This window comes from Luteibacter sp. RCC_6_2 (assembly GCF_041360655.1).
Lineage (GTDB): Bacteria > Pseudomonadota > Gammaproteobacteria > Xanthomonadales > Rhodanobacteraceae > Luteibacter.
On the sequence record NZ_JBFUPQ010000026.1, the window covers coordinates 1 to 16,597 of the forward strand.

The 16,597-nt window shown below is 66.1% G+C and carries 14 protein-coding genes; 13 read left to right on the top strand and 1 reads right to left on the bottom strand.

Annotated elements, in window-relative coordinates:
- The first annotated feature begins 479 nt into the window (after positions 1–479).
- The 4 genes from AB6730_RS18640 (at position 480) to glpK (ending at position 5,298) form a co-directional block, all read left to right on the top strand.
- Positions 480–1,253 carry a DeoR family transcriptional regulator gene (locus AB6730_RS18640; RefSeq protein ID WP_371025089.1) on the top strand — a complete coding sequence of 258 codons (774 nt, stop codon included), beginning with the start codon at positions 480–482 and terminating at the stop codon, positions 1,251–1,253.
- A gap of 251 nt (positions 1,254–1,504) precedes the next feature.
- Positions 1,505–2,992, top strand: a complete 1,488-nt coding sequence (glpD, locus tag AB6730_RS18645) for a glycerol-3-phosphate dehydrogenase (protein WP_371025090.1) — start codon at positions 1,505–1,507, stop codon at positions 2,990–2,992.
- A gap of 78 nt (positions 2,993–3,070) precedes the next feature.
- Positions 3,071–3,775, top strand: a complete 705-nt coding sequence (locus tag AB6730_RS18650) for an MIP/aquaporin family protein (protein WP_371025091.1) — start codon at positions 3,071–3,073, stop codon at positions 3,773–3,775.
- A 14-nt stretch (positions 3,776–3,789) separates the two neighbouring features.
- The gene (gene glpK / locus AB6730_RS18655) at positions 3,790–5,298 is read left to right on the top strand and encodes a glycerol kinase GlpK (RefSeq protein WP_371025092.1); all 1,509 of its coding nucleotides are present in this window, start codon (positions 3,790–3,792) and stop codon (positions 5,296–5,298) included.
- A gap of 159 nt (positions 5,299–5,457) precedes the next feature.
- On the opposite strand, the gene AB6730_RS18660 is transcribed toward glpK, so the two are convergent.
- Positions 5,458–6,393 (bottom strand): carbohydrate kinase family protein, encoded by a 936-nt coding sequence (locus AB6730_RS18660; protein WP_371025093.1) that lies wholly within the window; start codon positions 6,391–6,393, stop codon positions 5,458–5,460.
- Positions 6,394–6,667: 274 nt separating this feature from the next.
- On the opposite strand from AB6730_RS18660, the gene AB6730_RS18665 reads away from it, so the two are divergent.
- The 9 genes from AB6730_RS18665 (at position 6,668) to AB6730_RS18705 (ending at position 16,506) form a co-directional block, all read left to right on the top strand.
- Positions 6,668–7,714: a rod shape-determining protein gene (locus tag AB6730_RS18665; RefSeq protein ID WP_072322142.1), complete on the top strand. Its 1,047-nt coding sequence runs from the start codon at positions 6,668–6,670 to the stop codon at positions 7,712–7,714.
- A gap of 40 nt (positions 7,715–7,754) precedes the next feature.
- On the top strand, positions 7,755–8,765 hold the full coding sequence (gene mreC, locus AB6730_RS18670; RefSeq protein WP_371025094.1) for a rod shape-determining protein MreC: 1,011 nt from the start codon (positions 7,755–7,757) through the stop codon (positions 8,763–8,765).
- Positions 8,762–9,253: a rod shape-determining protein MreD gene (gene mreD / locus AB6730_RS18675; protein WP_306849425.1), complete on the top strand. Its 492-nt coding sequence runs from the start codon at positions 8,762–8,764 to the stop codon at positions 9,251–9,253. The genes mreC and mreD overlap by 4 nt, the downstream gene beginning before the upstream one ends.
- Entirely contained in the window at positions 9,250–11,265 is a 2,016-nt protein-coding gene (mrdA, locus tag AB6730_RS18680) for a penicillin-binding protein 2 (protein ID WP_371025095.1), read from the top strand. Before mreD ends, mrdA begins: the two co-directional genes overlap by 4 nt.
- A 2-nt stretch (positions 11,266–11,267) precedes the next feature.
- The gene (gene rodA, locus AB6730_RS18685) at positions 11,268–12,383 is read left to right on the top strand and encodes a rod shape-determining protein RodA (RefSeq protein WP_371025096.1); all 1,116 of its coding nucleotides are present in this window, start codon (positions 11,268–11,270) and stop codon (positions 12,381–12,383) included.
- Between the two features lie 70 nt (positions 12,384–12,453).
- Positions 12,454–13,485: a lytic murein transglycosylase B gene (gene mltB / locus AB6730_RS18690; RefSeq protein WP_371025097.1), complete on the top strand. Its 1,032-nt coding sequence runs from the start codon at positions 12,454–12,456 to the stop codon at positions 13,483–13,485.
- A gap of 134 nt (positions 13,486–13,619) precedes the next feature.
- Positions 13,620–14,945, top strand: coding sequence for a septal ring lytic transglycosylase RlpA family protein (locus tag AB6730_RS18695; RefSeq protein ID WP_371025098.1), 1,326 nt, complete (start codon positions 13,620–13,622; stop codon positions 14,943–14,945).
- A 37-nt stretch (positions 14,946–14,982) separates the two neighbouring features.
- Positions 14,983–16,203, top strand: coding sequence for a D-alanyl-D-alanine carboxypeptidase family protein (locus AB6730_RS18700; protein WP_371025099.1), 1,221 nt, complete (start codon positions 14,983–14,985; stop codon positions 16,201–16,203).
- A 12-nt stretch (positions 16,204–16,215) separates the two neighbouring features.
- A complete protein-coding gene (locus tag AB6730_RS18705) occupies positions 16,216–16,506 on the top strand; it encodes a DUF493 family protein (protein ID WP_306849434.1) in 291 nt (96 codons plus the stop codon).
- Positions 16,507–16,597: the final 91 nt, after the last annotated feature.

Consider the following 16,597-nt stretch of genomic DNA (forward strand, 5'->3'; position numbering starts at 1 on the left):
AGAAGTGAAACGCGCATGCGCCGATGGTAGTGTGGCTCAAGCCATGCAAGAGTAGGTCACCGCCAGGGGCTTTATCCCGGAAACCCGGTCTCATTTGAGGCCGGGTTTTCTTTTGCCTGTTAGATGCTGTTGCATGCCGCGCATGCGACCCGCAACAGGTCACCGCCAGGGGCTTTATCCCTAAAAACCCGCTACGAGCAATCGTGGCGGGTTTTTTCTTTGCCCGGTGGGAAGCCGCTTCAGCGGCGATGGGTGCTCGCCTCAACCCCCGCCCGCTGCCGCGGGATCGCCGGCCTGGCCAGCTACCACCAGGCCATCGCAAGCACCCTTCGCCGGCCTAGCCGGCTCCCACAAGAGCCAGGCTGCTTACCACCAAAGCCAATGCTCTTCACCAGAGCGCTCTGATCGCGCTTGCGGCATGACACTCGCATGGCAACGCGTCATCATGCTTGGGCGATAGGCAGCAACGGGAAAGATCGATGGATCCACGGCTCAACCGGCGACAGGAAGAACTGATCGCCATCGTCCAGCGGGAAGGCTTCGTCGGTGTCGACGAACTGGCCACGCATTTCGACGTGGCTCCGCAGACGATCCGTCGCGATCTCAATCTCCTGGCCGATGGAGGCCTCATTCGCCGCTACCACGGCGGCGTGAGCGCGTCCTCGTCGAGTGTCGAGAACGTTGCCTATGCCGCACGCCAATCGTTGCAGACCGCGGAGAAGAGCCGCATCGCCACCGCGATCGCGAAGTCGATTCCCGACGGTTCCTCGCTCTTCATCAACCTGGGCACGACCAACGAAGGCGTGGGCCGCGCGTTGCTCGAGCACCGCGACTTGCGCGTCATCACCAACAATCTCAATATCGCGATCCTGCTCAGCGACAATCCCACGTTCGAAGTGATCGTCGCAGGCGGCGTCGTCCGTGGGCGCGACCACGGCGTGACCGGCGAAGCCACGATCGAACTCATCCGCCAGTTCAAGGTCGACTTCGGCATCATCGGCATCTCTGGCATCGAGCTCGACGGCACGCTGCTGGACTTCGACTTCCACGAAGTCCGCGTCGCCCAGGCGATCATCGAGCACTCGCGCCAGGTGTTCCTCGGGGCCGACCACAGCAAGATCGGCCGCAACGCGATGGTCCGGCTCGGCGACTTCTCCCGCGTGGATGCATGGTTCACCGATCGGCAGCCGCCGGATGCCTTGCTTCCCGTCTTGGAAGCCGCCGGCACGCAGTTGCACGTTGCCGGCGAATAAGCGCGCCGGACCGTAGCCCCAAGACCGGGGAAACCCTCCGCTTCGCTGCCGACAGACCCGATTACGCTGCACTGCAGCGTGCGATGTTCGTTTGTGTTCGAATATGCTCATTTCCACGCAGGCGAAGCCTGACTGATCCGTGAAATGTTCGTAAGCGCAAACAATTCCGCGCGTCGCAAGTAAAAACGAACGTACCCGAGCGTAGGGTTCACCCTTCAGCAGGCCTCGCCTCCAGCTAAGCGGAGTTCGCGATGGTCGAGCAGGTCGATGTTCTGGTGGTCGGTGGTGGCGTCAATGGCGTCGGCATCGCCCGTGACGCCGCGGGGCGCGGGTTGAGCGTCTGGCTCTGTGAGCGGGACGATCTCGCCGCGCATACCTCCAGTGCCAGCACCAAGTTGATCCATGGTGGCTTGCGCTATCTGGAGCAGTTCGAATTCGCCCTCGTGGGCAAGGCGCTCGCCGAGCGCGAAGTGCTGCTGCGTGCCGCGCCGCACATCATCTGGCCGCTGCGCTTCGTCCTGCCGCACCAGCCGCACCTGCGTCCGGCGTGGATGATTCGCCTGGGCCTGTTCCTCTACGACCACCTGGGCCGCGGCCGCCGCACGCTGCCTGGTTCGCGTCGCGTGCGCTTCGGCAAGCACGTCACCGGCGAGCCCTTGCGCGACGACTTCAGCGTCGGCTTCGTCTATTCCGATGCGTGGGTGCAGGATGCCCGCCTGGTCGTCCTCAACGCGATGGACGCCGCGCGGCGGGGCGTGCACATCGAGACCCACACGCGCTGCGTCAGCGCCCGGCGCGACGGCGAGGGCTGGACCGCGGAACTCGAAGCCCGTGACGGCAGCCGCCATTTCGTGAAGGCCCGCGCGCTCGTGAATGCAGCCGGCCCGTGGGCGGCGAGCTTCCTCGACGACGTGGCCCATGTGAAGCACCAGCACTCGCTGCGCCTGATCAAGGGCAGCCACATCGTGGTGCCGAAGATCTTCGAACACCGCTACGCGTACATCTTCCAGCAACCGGACCGCCGCATCGTCTTTGCGATCCCCTACGAACGCGACTTCACCCTGATCGGCACGACGGACATCGAGTACAAGGACGATCCCTCGCATCCGACGATCACGGCGGAGGAAACGAGCTATCTCTGCGATGCCGTGAACCGCTACTTCAAGAAGCAGCTTTCGCCGAGCGACGTGGTCTGGAGCTATAGCGGTGTGCGTCCACTCCTGCAGGACGAAGCGGGCAGCGCTTCCGAAGTCACGCGCGACTACCTGCTGGACATCGATCAGAACGGCCCGCCGCTGTTGAACGTCTTCGGCGGCAAGCTGACCACTTACCGGAAGCTTTCCGAAGAGGCCGTCGACAAGCTCGCGCCCTTGCTGGGCAATCACCAGCCCGCGTGGACCGCCGACGCCCGCCCGCTTCCGGGTGGTGGCGAGCGCGATATCGACGAGCTGCTCGCCGATATCCGCGCATCGCGTCCTTGGCTGCCCGAAACCCTGGCCTGGCGGCTCGTGCACAGCTACGGCACCCGTGCCCGCGACCTCTTGGGCGAGGCCGATGGCCTGAACGCCCTGGGTGAGCATTTCGGCGCGGACCTCTACCAGGCTGAAGTGGACTACCTCGTGCGCCACGAATGGGCCACCGAGGCCGAGGACATCCTCTGGCGTCGAAGCAAGCTCGGCCTGAGGGTCACCCCGCCGGACGTCCAACGCCTTACCGATTACCTGTCCACGAAGCGCTGAGGCGCCACGGGGACATCCCAAAGACGCGTGCCGTACTGCTGACCGGCCCGCGCCCCACGACACATAGGAGTACTCAGCATGTCGGTCTACCTGAGTGAGTTCCTCGGAACCATGGTGATGATCCTGTTAGGCGATGGCGTCGTCGCCGGCGTGCTGCTGAAGGATTCGAAGGCGGAGAACGCGGGTTGGGGCGTGATCACCTGGGCCTGGGGCCTCGCCGTCCTCATGGGCATCTTCGTCGCCGCGAAAAGCGGCGCCCACATGAATCCCGCGATCACGCTGGCGATGGCGTCCATCGGCAAGCTGTCGTGGTCGCTCGTCCCGGGGTATATCGCGGCGCAGATGGCGGGTGCCTTCACCGGCGCGGTGCTGGTCTATCTCGCCTATCTTGCCCACTGGAAGGGCACCGCCGATCCGGCCAAGAAGCTCGGCATCTTCTGCACGATTCCGGCGATCCGTTCGATCCCGGCCAACCTGGTCACCGAGGTGATAGGCACGTTCGTGTTGGTGTATTGCGTGCTCGCCATCGGCAGCAACGATCTCTCCAAGGGCCTGGCGCCGATCGCCGTCGCACTGCTCGTGGTGGTGATCGGCATGTGCCTGGGCGGCCCCACCGGTTATGCGATCAATCCCGCGCGTGACTTCGGCCCCCGCCTCGCACACGCCTTGCTGCCCATCCCCGGCAAGGGCGGTTCGGACTTCGCCTACGCGCCGGTACCCATCGTCGGTTCGATCATCGGCGCCCTGCTCGCCGCCTTCGCCTATACCGCCCTCGCGGCCTGACTCGAGGATTCATCGTGACCACCAAGAAGAAATACATCCTGGCCATCGACCAGGGCACCACCAGCTCGCGCACGATCCTGTTCGATCATGACGGCAACATCGCCGGTACCGCCCAGCGCGAATTTCCTCAGATATTCCCGCAGCCGGGTTGGGTCGAACACAATCCGCGGGAGATCATGACCAGCGTGCTCTCGACCATGACCGAAGTGATCAGCAGTTCGCAGATCGACCCGGCCTGCATCGAAGGCATCGGCATCACCAACCAGCGCGAGACGGCGGTGGTATGGGACAAGCATACGGGCCAGCCGATCTACAACGCGATCGTCTGGCAGTCGCGACAGACCGCCGACATCTGCGACAAGCTCAAGGCGGACGGTTACGACGAGATGGTCCGCGAGAAGACTGGGCTTCTGATCGACGCCTACTTCGCCGGTACCAAGGTGCGCTGGATCCTCGACCACGTGGAAGGCGCGCAGGCGAAGGCCGAGGCGGGCGACCTGCTGTTCGGCACCATCGATACCTGGGTGATCTGGAACCTCACCGGTGGCAAGGTGCACGTCACCGACTATACCAATGCCTCGCGCACGCTGATGTACGACATCTACAAGCGTGAGTGGGACGACGAACTGCTGAAGATGCTCAACGTGCCGCGCGCGATGTTGCCGGAGGTGAAGTCCTCAAGCGAGATCTACGGCAATACGCAGGCGAAGCAGTTCTTCGGTCGCGAAGTGCCGATCGCCGGTATCGCGGGCGACCAGCAGGCGGCATTGTTCGGCCAGGCGTGCTTCGAACAGGGCATGGCGAAGAACACCTATGGCACGGGCTGCTTCATGCTGATGAACACCGGCGAGAAGGCCGTGCGCTCGAAGACCGGCTTGCTCACCACTATCGCCTGGGGCGTCGACGGCAAGGTGGAATACGCGCTGGAAGGCAGCATCTTCGTCGCTGGCTCCGTCATCCAGTGGTTGCGGGATGGACTGCGCATGCTCGGCAAGGCTTCCGACTCGCAGGCCTATGCGGAACGCGCCAAGGACAACGACGGTGTGTACTTCGTGCCTGCGTTCGTGGGTCTCGGTGCGCCGTATTGGAGAAGCGACGTGCGCGGTGCCGTGTTCGGCTTGTCGCGCGGTACGACGAAAGAGCAGTTCATCCGCGCCGCGCTGGAATCGATGGCGTACCAGACACGCGACGTGCTCGAGGCGATGCAGAAGGACTCGGGTATCCAACTCAAAGAACTGCGTGCGGATGGTGGCGCCATCGCCAACGACTTCATGGCGCAGTTCCAGGCCGACATCCTCGACGTGACGCTGTTGCGTCCGAAAGTGCAGGAAACCACGGCGCAGGGTGCCGCTTATCTCGCCGGCCTGGCGGTGGGCTTCTGGAAGGACAAGAAGGAAATCGCCACGCGCTGGGCGGTCGACCGTGAGTTCAAGCCGCAGATGACGAAGGAACGTCGCGACGACTTGTATGAAGGTTGGCAGCAGGCGGTGAGTGCGACGATGGGGTTCAAGCCGCGGAATTAGCCCGGGCCGGTGTCGAGGCGAGCACCCATCGCCGCTGAAGCGGCTTCCCACCACAGCTCTGTGCCAATGAGTCGGTGCCAATGAAAAGGGGCGGCGCAGTGATGCGCCGCCCCTTTTTTCATGCACTCCGCGGGATGATCAGGCCCGGACGTAGCCGACTCAGGCCAGCGCGTAGCCGAACTGGTCCTTGAACTCCGTGGCGAACTGCTCGTACGTGAAGTACTGGTTCTGCGTGCCCGGATGCTCGACCTTCAGCGCGCCCATCAGCGATGCCATCTTGCCGACGGTCGGCCAGTCGTAGCCCTTCATGATGCCGAAGATGAGGCCGGCGCGGTAAGCATCGCCACAGCCGGTCGGATCGACCACCTTGTGTTCGCGTGCCGGCGGCACTTCGAGCGTTTCGCCGTTAACGTGGATCAGCGAGCCGCGCGGTCCCAGCGTCACGATGTACGCATCGACCTTCGAGGCGATGTCCGCCGCGCTCCAACCCGTACGCTGCTGCAGCAACTGCGACTCGTAGTCGTTGACGATGACGTACGTCGACTTCTCGATCATCGCGCGGAACTCGTCGCCGTTGAACAGCGGCATCGCCTGGCCCGGGTCGAAGATGAAGGGCACGCCACGCGCGGCGAATTCATCGACATGCTGCAGCATCGCGTCGCGGCCATCCGGCGCGACGATGCCGAACTCGCACTGCTTGATGTCGCGCACGTGGTTCTCGTGCGCGCTCGACATCGCGCCCGGGTGGAAGGCGGTGATCTGGTTGTTGTCCAGGTCGGTGGTGATGAAGCACTGCGGGGTGAACTGGTCGTCGAACTGGCGCACGCCGTCGAGGCGGATGCCGAACTTCTCCAGGTGCGCGCGGTACGGCGCGAAATCCTGGCCGACCGTCGCCACCGGCATCGGCTCGCCGCCGAGCAACTTCAGGTTGTAGGCGATGTTGCCCGCGCAACCGCCGAACTCGCGGCGCATGGCCGGCACCAGGAACGACACGTTCAGGATGTGCACCTGATCCGGGATGATGTGGTTCTTGAACTGGTCCTGGAAGACCATGATCGTGTCGTAGGCTAGCGATCCGCAGATAACGGCAGTCATGCGTTGGGTGACCCTGGAGGATGGTAAGTGGCGCGGCCATGAAGGGCCGCCGCGAACGCCGCCCGCGACGGGTCCGGCAAACCTGCGGATCGTACCCAAAATCGGCCCCCGAGGCGACCTCCGCCTAGCCGGTGTCCATACCCCCCCGGGAGCGGGTTCCGCACGCATCACCCGGAGTTACAAGGCTTTCTTAACGTATGCGCCCTTGCGTGGGGGAGGGCGCCAATCTAGACTCGCACGCTTACTTTTTCCCGCTATGGGCGCCCGCCGCATCATGTTTAAGAAGTTCCGCGGACTTTTCTCGAACGACATCTCCATCGATCTCGGCACGGCGAATACGCTTATTTATGTGCGTGGGCAGGGCATTGTCCTCAACGAACCCTCGGTCGTGGCGATCCGCCAGGACCGTGGCCCCGGCGGCCCCCGTGCCGTCGCGGCCGTAGGTGGCGACGCCAAGCGCATGCTCGGCCGTACGCCGGGCAACATCGCCACCGTGCGCCCGATGAAGGACGGCGTCATCGCCGACTTCACCATGACCGAGGCGATGCTCCAGCACTTCATCAAGCAGGTGCACCGCTCGCGCATGCTGCGGCCCAGCCCGCGCGTGCTGGTCTGCGTGCCTTGCGGCTCCACCCAGGTGGAGCGCCGCGCCATCAAGGAATCGGCCGAAGGCGCCGGTGCCCGTGACGTCTTCCTGATCGAGGAGCCCATGGCGGCCGCGATCGGCGCGGGCATCCCGGTGCACGAGGCCCGCGGCTCGATGGTCCTGGATATCGGCGGCGGCACCTCGGAGGTGGCCGTCATCTCGCTGAACGGCATCGTCTACTCGCAGTCGGTCCGCGTTGGCGGCGACCGCTTCGACGAGGCCATCATCAACTACGTGCGCCGCAACCACGGCACCCTGATCGGCGAATCCACCGCCGAGCGGATCAAGCTGGAGATCGGCTGCGCCTTCCCGCAGAGCGAAGTCCGCGAGATCGAGATCTCCGGCCGCAACCTGGCCGAGGGCGTGCCGCGCATGTTCACGATCAACTCCAACGAGGTGCTGGAAGCCCTGCACGAGCCGCTCTCCGGCATCGTGGCGGCGGTGAAGGCGGCGCTGGAACAGACCCCGCCGGAGCTCTGCTCCGACGTGGCCGAGCGCGGCATCGTGCTCACCGGCGGTGGCGCCCTGCTGCGCGATCTGGATCGCCTGATCTCCGAGGAAACCGGCCTGCACGTGCAGGTGGCCGATGACCCGCTCACCTGCGTGGCGCGCGGCGGCGGCAAGGCCCTGGAGATGATCGACCAGCACGGCAGCGACTTCTTCGCGTTCGAATGATGGCCGCGCGCGCGGCGCTTTGGCCGGAGCGCGCTGATCCATGGCCCTGAATCGCGACGACACGTCGCCGTTGTTCGCGCCCGGCGTGGCGGGGACGCTGCGCCTCATCGTCTACCTCGCGCTCGCCTGCGTGCTGATGGTGCTCGATCACCGTGGCGGCTGGCTGGGTAACGTGCGCTACGGCCTGTCGCTGGTGGTCGAGCCCGTCTATCGCATCGCCGGCCTGCCCTCGCAGGGGTTCCAGGCGGCGACGGTGGCGTTCGCCGACCGCCAACGCCTCACCGAGCAGAACCAGCGCCTGCGCGAGGACCTGCTCCTGGCTAACGCCAAGCTCAACCGCATGGCCTCCGTGGCCGAACAGAACCAGCGCCTGAAGGAATTGCTGGACACCCAGCACAGCCTTTCGCTCAACGTGCAGCTCGCGCGCCTGATCGGCGTCGACCTGGGTAGCTTCCGCCACCGGATCGTGCTCAACGTGGGCGCGCGCGACAAGGTCCAGCCGGGCCAGGTCGTGATCGACGCGCGCGGCGTGATGGGCCAGATCGTCGAAGTGATGCCCACCACCTCGGTCGCCATGCTGATCACCGATCCCAACCACGCGATTCCCGTGACCGTCGAACGCACCGGCCTGCGGACCATCGCCTATGGCTCGCGCACGGGCGACTCGCTCACCTTGCCGAACATCCCCGTCTCGGCCGACGTGCAAGCGGGCGACAAGCTGGTCACCTCCGGGCTGGGCGGCCGCTTCCCACCGGGCTTCCCCGTGGGCGAGATCCGCGACGTGGCACAGACGCCATCGGGCACCTTCCTTTCCGCGCAGGCGAAACCCGCCGCCGACCTGGATCGCAGCGAGGACGTCCTGTTGCTGCACGACCTGGCCGAACCCGCCGGCCCACCGGCACCCGCGCCGAATGTCGGCCCGCCCGCCGACCTCGCGCCGCCTCCGGGTGCGCCGCCGGCGGCGACCTTGCCCTCCGTGACCTCGCCGACCGCGACGCCGGCACCGGCGCGTCCGTCCACCGCCGCGCCATCGACGGGGACCACGCCATGAACAAGGTTCGCGTTCGCCAGCTGTGGTTCGCCGCCACGCTGCTGATGTCACTGTTCCTGATGCTGGTCCCGTTGCCGGGCCCGCTCACGCCGTTCAAGCCGTACTGGCCGGCCCTGATCCTGCTCTACTGGTGCCTGCAGTCCGGCGACAGGGTCACCCTCGGCCTGGCGTTCTGTGTCGGCGTGGCCGCCGATCTCTTCGACGGCATCCTGCTGGGTGAGCAGGCCTTGCGCCTCACGGCCATGGTCTTCATCGCGCTGCGCTTCCGCTCGCGCCTGCGTTTCTTCCCGATGTGGCAGCAGTCGCTGGCCGTGCTCGGCCTGCTGGTGAACGACCGCATCCTGCTCCTGCTGGTGCGCGTGTTCGGCGGCGATCCGTTGCCGCCGCCCGAGTACTGGATCTCGCCCCTGGTGGGCGCGGCGCTGTGGCCGTTCGTGTTCCTCATCCTCGACGACCTTCGCGCGCGCCTGCGCATCCACGAGGCATGAGCCGGCGGCGCGCCTCGATCAAGGAAGTCCGTGGCGAGGTGGCGCTGTTCCGCCGCCGCGCCATGGCCGGCTTCGCATTGATCCTGCTCGGCCTCGCCGCCGTGTGCGCACGCTACGTATACCTGCAGGTGCTGCACCACGACGAGTTCGTGGCGCGTTCGGACCAGAACCGCGTGAAGCCGCGTGCGATACCGCCGGCGCGCGGGCTCATCTACGACCGCAATGGCGTGCTGCTGGCCGATAACGTCCCGGCGTTCCGCCTGGAAGTCATTCCCGAGCAGGTCGCCGACATGGACGAGATGCTGGGCAAGCTCGGCACCGTCGTGCCGCTCAGCGACGAGGACATCGCCACCTTCAAGAAGCAGGTGAAGCAGGGGCGGCGGTTCGAGGGGATTCCGCTCAAGCTGAAACTCACCGAGGACGAGATCGGCCGCTTCGCCGTGAACCGCTGGCGATTCCCGGGCGTCGACGTGGTGCCGTACCTCACCCGGCGTTACCCGATGGGCTCGTTGCTGGCCCACGTCATCGGCTACGTCAGCCGTATCGACGTGGACGACCTCGACCGCATGGACGACGACGAGGAAGCCAGCTACAAGGGCACCACGCACATCGGCCGCATCGGTATCGAACGCTATTACGAGAAGCTGCTGCACGGTGCACCGGGCTACGAGCTGGTCGAAGTGAACGCCGACGGCCGGACGCAGGCCGTGCTCGACACGACCCCGCCCACCCCGGGCAAGAACATCTATCTCTCCATCGACGTGCGCCTGCAAAAGGCGGCCGAGGAAGCGATGAACGGCCGCTCCGGCGCGGCCATCGCGATCGATCCGCGCAACGGCCAGGTGCTGGCCTTCGCCAGCGTGCCGAGCTTCGATCCCAACCTGTTCGTCAACGGCATCAGCTCCGCCGACTACAAGGCGCTGACCACCGCGCCCGACAAGCCGCTGTACAACCGGGCGCTGCGCGGTGTTTACCCGCCGGGCTCGACGGTGAAGCCGTTCCTCGCCCTGGGTGGCCTGACCATGGGTATTCGCCGTCCGTCCGACACGGTGCTGTCCACGGGTGAGTTCTGCATCCCCGGGCAGTCGCGCTGCTATCGCGACGACAAACGCGGCGGCGACGGCACGGTGAACATGATCCAGGCCATCGAGCTCTCGACCAACACCTATTTCTACCGGCTGGCGCTCGACATGGGCATCGACCGGCTCTCCGACTGGATGGGCAAGCTGGGCTTCGGCAAGAAGACCGGCATCGACCTCGTCGGCGAAGTGGAGGGCGTGATGCCGTCGCGCGAATGGAAGGCATCCCGCAGCAAGGCGGGATGGTTCCCCGGCGAGACCATCATCTCGGGTATCGGCCAGGGTTATTGGGCGGTCACGCCGCTCCAGCTCGCGCATGCCACGGCCACCTTCGCCGGCCGCGGCATCCCGTATACGCCGCATTTCCTGCTCGACACGCAGGACGGTGTCGACAGTCCGCGCGTGCCGCAATCGTTCCCGCCCTCCGGGCCATCGGTGATCCGCAAGGCGGCCGATTGGGATGCCGTGAACGAAGGCATGAAGGCCGTCATCAACTCCGGCAGGGGTACCGGCAAGCGCCTGCCTTTCGGCTTCCCGTACATCATCGCGGGCAAGAGCGGCACGGCCGAACGCTTCTCGCGCAAGACCGACGCCTACGACACCAACAAAAACACCGCCTATCTGGCCAGCCGCCACCGCGCGTTGTTCATCGCGTACACGCCCGCCGACGATCCGAAGATCGCCGTGGCCGTCGTGCTGGAAGCCGGCGCGTGGGGCGCGCAGGACTCCGGCCCGATCGCGCGAAAGATCCTCGACCAATGGGTGGTGGACGAAGGTGGCCAGCGGCCTGCGGACATGCCGCCGGGGCCGATCGTCACCGCTGATGCGATACCGGAGCCTTCGCCCGGCGAAGCCTCGTCCGTGCAGGACGCCCAGCCCGCCGGTGCCAGCAGTACCGACCTGCCGCCCCAGGACAACGGGGAGGACCAGTAGCCATGTTCCAGACGCTCACCATGCGCATGAAGCGCTTCGGCCTGCGCCTGCTCACGCGACCACGGCTCGACCTGCCGCTCTTGCTGGCGCTCTTCGTGCTCGGCTGTGCGGGACTGGCCACGCTCTACAGCGCGGGCAACGGCAACTTCTCACTGGTCACCGGGCAGGCCGCGCGCTTCGTCCTCGGCGCCGTGTTGCTCCTGGTCATCTCACGCATCCCGCCGCCGGTGCTGCGCTCGTGGACGCCATGGCTCTACCTCGGCAGCACCGCCTTGCTGGTGGTCGTGGCCGTGCTCGGCGAAGGCCGCGGCGCGTATCGCTGGCTCGACCTCGGTTTCATGCGCTTCCAGCCATCGGAGTTGCTCAAGCTGACCATGCCGATGATGGTCGCCTGGTACCTGCATCCACGGCAGTTGCCGCCGAGCTGGAAGGACATCATCGTCGTCGGCCTGCTGATCGCCGTGCCGGCCGGCCTCATCGCCGAGCAGCCCGACCTCGGCACCGCCTTGCTCGTGGCGGGCGCCGGCGCATTCGCGCTCTTCCTTTCCGGCATGGCGTGGTGGCGTATCGGCCTGCTCGTGGGCGGCGTGGGGGCGGTGATCCCCGTGGCGTGGCAGTTCCTGCACGAATACCAGCGCAATCGCGTGCGCACGCTGCTCGATCCCGAATCCGACCCGCTAGGCAACGGCTGGCACATCATCCAGTCGAAGATCGCGGTGGGTTCCGGCGGCATGTTCGGCAAGGGCTGGCAGCAGGGCACGCAATCGCGCCTGGAGTTCCTGCCGGAGCACACCACCGACTTCATCTTCGCCGTCTTCTCCGAGGAATTCGGCCTGGTGGGTGTCATCGCGATCATGCTGCTGTACGCCTTCATCATTGGCCGCTGCCTGTGGATCGCGATGAACGCGCGCGACACGTATTCCCGCCTGCTCGCCGGCGCGATCGGCATGAGCTTCTTCGTTTACGTGGCGGTGAACGGCGGCATGGTCGCGGGCATCCTGCCGGTGGTCGGCGTGCCGATGCCACTGGTGAGTTACGGCGGTACCTCGGCGGTTTCCCTGCTCACGGGATTCGGCGTGCTGATGTCGATCCATGCGAACCGGAAGCTGCACGACTAGGCCGCCGTGGCCTGAACGTCCGCCCAGGATCGCCCCTGGTGCGCCACACGCGCGTGCTACGCTTCCACGCATGGATGAAGTTCTCGCCGCGCACCGCGCACGACCCGCACGTCACCTCCCGCGCCTCGCCGGCGCGATGATCGCCTTCCCCCTGATGTTCGCCTCCGCGGCGTTCGCCGAAACCCATCCGGGGCAGGAACAACTGGTGCGCGAAGTCGCCAGGGACACCGGCAAGAGCAAGGCCTCGCTGAACGCGCTGCTCGACGGCGCGAAGAAACAGCAGGCCATTCTCGACGCCATCAGCCGCCCGGCCGAAGGCAAGCCTTGGCGCGATTACCGTCCGATTTTTCTCACCGAGCAACGCATCCAGGCGGGGGCGGATTTCTATCGCCAGCACCGGCAGTTGCTCGACGGCATCGGCCGCAAGTACGGCGTGCCGCCCGAATACATCGTCGCCATCGTCGGCGTGGAGACCTTCTACGGTCGCAATACCGGCAAATGGAAGGTGCTGGATGCGCTGACCACGCTGGCGTTCTACTACCCCAAGCGCGCGCCGTTCTTCCGCGAGCAGCTGAAGGCCTTGCTCGAACTTCCACAGAACCACCTGGGTGGCCCGCTCGACACGCTGACCGGCTCCTATGCCGGCGCGCAGGGCTGGGGCCAGTTCATGCCCTCGTCGATCCGCGACTGGGGCGTGGATTACGACCACGACGGCCATATCGACATGAAGGGCTCGATGGGCGACATCTTCGCCAGCGTGGCCAACTACTTCGCCCAGCACGGCTGGGAAGCGGGTGGCCCGGTCGCCGCGCGCGCCCAGCCCGACGCGCGCGCCGTGGCGCCGGCCGTGCCCAAGGACTGGAAGCCGGTGGCGCCGGTGGAATCGTTCGTCGCGGACGGCTTCGCACCGCTGCAACACCTCAACCCCGGCCGCGATGCGCAACTGGTGCGCCTGGACGGGCCCGCGGGTGACGAATACTGGTTCGTGTTCCAGAACTTCTACGTGATCACCACGTACAACCGCAGCCCCATGTACGCCATGGCCGTGGACCAGCTGGCGCGCGAGATCCGCGCCCGCACGCACGGACCCGGCGAACGATGATCCCCGGGTGGCATCCCGCCCTCCCGGACCAGGCCCGGTCGAAGCCGACCCCGTCGGCGACTTGTCCTGCCCGGTGGGAGCCGCTTCAGCGGCGAAGGGTGCTCGCCCCATCCTCACCCGCTTCCGACCGTGCCGTGCCCCGCGCTTGCCTGACGATCAAACGCCACGCTTCGCTCCTCACGATCCTGTTCATCGCCATGCTCCTCACCGCCTGCGGCGGCTCCCGCAACGCGCGTCCTTCCTCGCGCGGCGGTAGCTCGCCGGCACCCAGCGGCGGCCGCTACGACGACATCCGCAAGTCGCAGGGTTCGCGCTATCGGTCCAGTTCGGACAGCGTTCCCACCGATATCCCGGACGTGAACAAGCTCCCCGAGCCGGTGCCGAAGGTCGAGCCGCGCTCCCTCTACGGCAACAAGTCGCCGTACTCGGTGCTCGGCCAGACCTACAACGTGCTGCCGAGCCCGCGCGGCTATGTCGAACGCGGCATCGCCTCGTTCTACGGGAACAAGTTCCACGGCTACAAGACCTCGAGTCTCGAGGAATACGACATGTACCAGTTCTCGGCGGCGCACAAGACCTTGCCGCTGCCGAGCTACGCGCGCGTCACCAACCTCGAGAACGGCAAGAGCGTCATCGTGCGCATCAACGACCGCGGCCCGTTCCACGAAAACCGCATCATCGACCTTTCGTTCGCCGCGGCCGTGAAGATCGGCGTGTGGCCCAAGGGCACGGGGCTGGTGGAAGTGCGGGCGATCGATCCCAACGACCCCGGCAGCGATCGCGGCGCGCCGTATGTGAACACCGCGCCGAAGCCGGCGCCGATCACCGCGCCACCTCCGCCGCCACAGCGGGCGGTCACGGCTTCGGTGGCAGCCACCCCGGTGCCAACCAAGCCGGTGGGGGCCAACCCGGTGCCAACCAACCCGACAGGAACCGGCTCGGTGGGAGCCAACCCTGTTGGCGATGCCAGCGTGCGCCAAGCTCCCATCGCCAACAGGGTTGGCTCCCACCAGGACGTCGCCGTCGACGAGGATGGCCATGTACCTGGCATGACGGGGGTTTCGCCGAGCGAGGCGTTGCCGCCGCTGGCCGCGGCGGCAAGCGTGCCGACTGCCGTCAGCCCGAGCCCCGCCGGTACCCGGAGTTCCGCCGCCAGGCCGGTCACCGCCAGTACCCAAGGCTCCGTCCCTGCCCAAGCCCCCGCCACCGCGTCGATGGCCGGCAAACCGAGCATCTACCTCCAGGTCGGTGCCTTCTCCGACGTCGTGAACGCCAATCGCGTGGCCGACCAATTGAACCGTGCGGGCCTCGGGCCGGTCAGTGTGGTCGAGGCCACTATCGGCGGCCGCAGCGTGCGCCGTGTGCGCGTGGGACCGCTTGCCGACGTGGATACGGCCGATCGCGTGACCGACCAGATCGCCGGCATGGGCCTGCCCAGGCCGCAGGTCGCGGTAGACTGACCTTCTTTTTCCTGCTTTGAACTGGACCGTTGAAACGATGAAGCTCTTGCCCCGTTCCCTGTTCGCTTTCGCCGCCGCCGCGTTCGTCGCCGGCGTGACCGTGGCGCAGCAGACCCCGCCCCGTCCGTCCGTGCCGCGCCCGGTGGTTCCCGAGGCGCCGGTTCCGCCGCCGCCGGATGTCGAGGGCAAGAGCTGGGTGCTGATGGACTACAACACCGGGCAGATCATCGCGTCGAAGGACCCGGACCTCCAGGTCGAGCCCGCGTCGATCACGAAAGTGATGACCGACTACGTGGTGTCGGCCGAGGTCGGCAACGGCAAGATCCACATGACCGATCCGGTCACCATCAGCGAGAACGCGTGGCGTGGCGGCGGCGCGGGCACCGATGGCTCCACCAGCTTCCTCAAGCTCAACAGCCAGGTGCCGCTGAAGGACCTGCTCTACGGCATGATCATCCAGTCGGGCAACGATGCCGCCATCGCGCTGGCCGAGCACACCGCGGGCTCCGAGCCCGCCTTCGCCAACCTGATGAACGCGTACGCCAAGCAGCTCGGCATGACGCATTCGAATTTCCAGAACGCATCCGGTTACCCGGTATCCAACCACTTCACGACGGCTCGTGACATCGCGATCCTGTCGCGTGCGCTGATCCACGACTTCCCCGAGGACTATGCGATCTCGGCCGTGAAGGAGTTCGAGTGGAACGGCATCAAGCAGCACAACCGCAACCTGCTGCTGTGGCGCGACAACACCGTCGACGGCATCAAGACCGGCCACACGGCCGCGGCCGGCTACTGCCTTGCCGCATCGGCGAAGCAGGGCGACGCGCGCATGATCGCCATCGTGATGGGCGCCAATAGCGAGAAGGGCCGCGCCGACGCCGCGTTGGCGCTGCTCAACTACGGTTTCCGTTTCTACGAATCGCACAAGCTCTACGAAGCCAACAAGCCGCTGGCCACGCCGAAGCTGTGGAAGGGTGCCGAGAACACCGTCGCGCTGGGCCTCACCGAAGACGCCCTCGTCTCGGTCAAGCGCGGCGACTACGACAAGCTCAAGGCCAACCTCGATATCCCGGCCACCCTGATCGCCCCGTTCAAGAAGGGCCAGCAGGTAGGCACGCTGCGCGTCACCCTCGACGGCCAGCCGATACTCACCGCACCGCTGGTAGCCCTGGCGGATGCGCCGGAAGGCGGCTTCTTCTCGCGCCTGTGGGACACGATCATGCTGTGGTTCCACAGCGACGGCGACAAGAAGTAAGAGGGCGAGACGATGCGTGAAATCGACTTCAGCGATGCGCAGAAGGAAGGGAAGGGCTTCCAGTTTCCCGGTGAGTTCGAGATCACCGCGATCGGCAATGCCAACGCGGGCCTCGACAAGCACGTGCCAGCGTTGCTGCACGGCATCGGGCTGGAGGTGCTCCACGAGACGCTTTCCACGAAGCTGACGCCGGCGGGTAACTACCAGTCGGTGACGGTGAGTTTCGTGGCCCCGTCACGCGAGAAGTACCTCGAAGCGCACAGCACGTTGCGGGCGGATCGGGATATTCGTTTCACGATGTAGGTCGTCGTGGGCCCATCGCCGACAGGGTCGGCTTGTGTCTTTCCGAAGGGCTAGGCTTGGAGGTGAGAGCGGAGTGCGGCAAGCCGATGGA

Coding starts and splice junctions, on each gene's coding strand:
- AB6730_RS18705 (WP_306849434.1), top strand. CDS start 16,216: ATGCGTGAAATCGACTTCAGCGATGCGCAGAAGGAAGGGAAGGGCTTC.
- AB6730_RS18660 (WP_371025093.1), bottom strand. CDS start 6,393: ATGACTGCCGTTATCTGCGGATCGCTAGCCTACGACACGATCATGGTC.
- mltB (WP_371025097.1), top strand. CDS start 12,454: ATGGATGAAGTTCTCGCCGCGCACCGCGCACGACCCGCACGTCACCTC.
- mreD (WP_306849425.1), top strand. CDS start 8,762: ATGAACAAGGTTCGCGTTCGCCAGCTGTGGTTCGCCGCCACGCTGCTG.
- AB6730_RS18700 (WP_371025099.1), top strand. CDS start 14,983: ATGAAGCTCTTGCCCCGTTCCCTGTTCGCTTTCGCCGCCGCCGCGTTC.
- rodA (WP_371025096.1), top strand. CDS start 11,268: ATGTTCCAGACGCTCACCATGCGCATGAAGCGCTTCGGCCTGCGCCTG.
- mreC (WP_371025094.1), top strand. CDS start 7,755: ATGGCCCTGAATCGCGACGACACGTCGCCGTTGTTCGCGCCCGGCGTG.
- AB6730_RS18640 (WP_371025089.1), top strand. CDS start 480: ATGGATCCACGGCTCAACCGGCGACAGGAAGAACTGATCGCCATCGTC.
- AB6730_RS18650 (WP_371025091.1), top strand. CDS start 3,071: ATGTCGGTCTACCTGAGTGAGTTCCTCGGAACCATGGTGATGATCCTG.
- glpD (WP_371025090.1), top strand. CDS start 1,505: ATGGTCGAGCAGGTCGATGTTCTGGTGGTCGGTGGTGGCGTCAATGGC.
- AB6730_RS18665 (WP_072322142.1), top strand. CDS start 6,668: ATGTTTAAGAAGTTCCGCGGACTTTTCTCGAACGACATCTCCATCGAT.
- mrdA (WP_371025095.1), top strand. CDS start 9,250: ATGAGCCGGCGGCGCGCCTCGATCAAGGAAGTCCGTGGCGAGGTGGCG.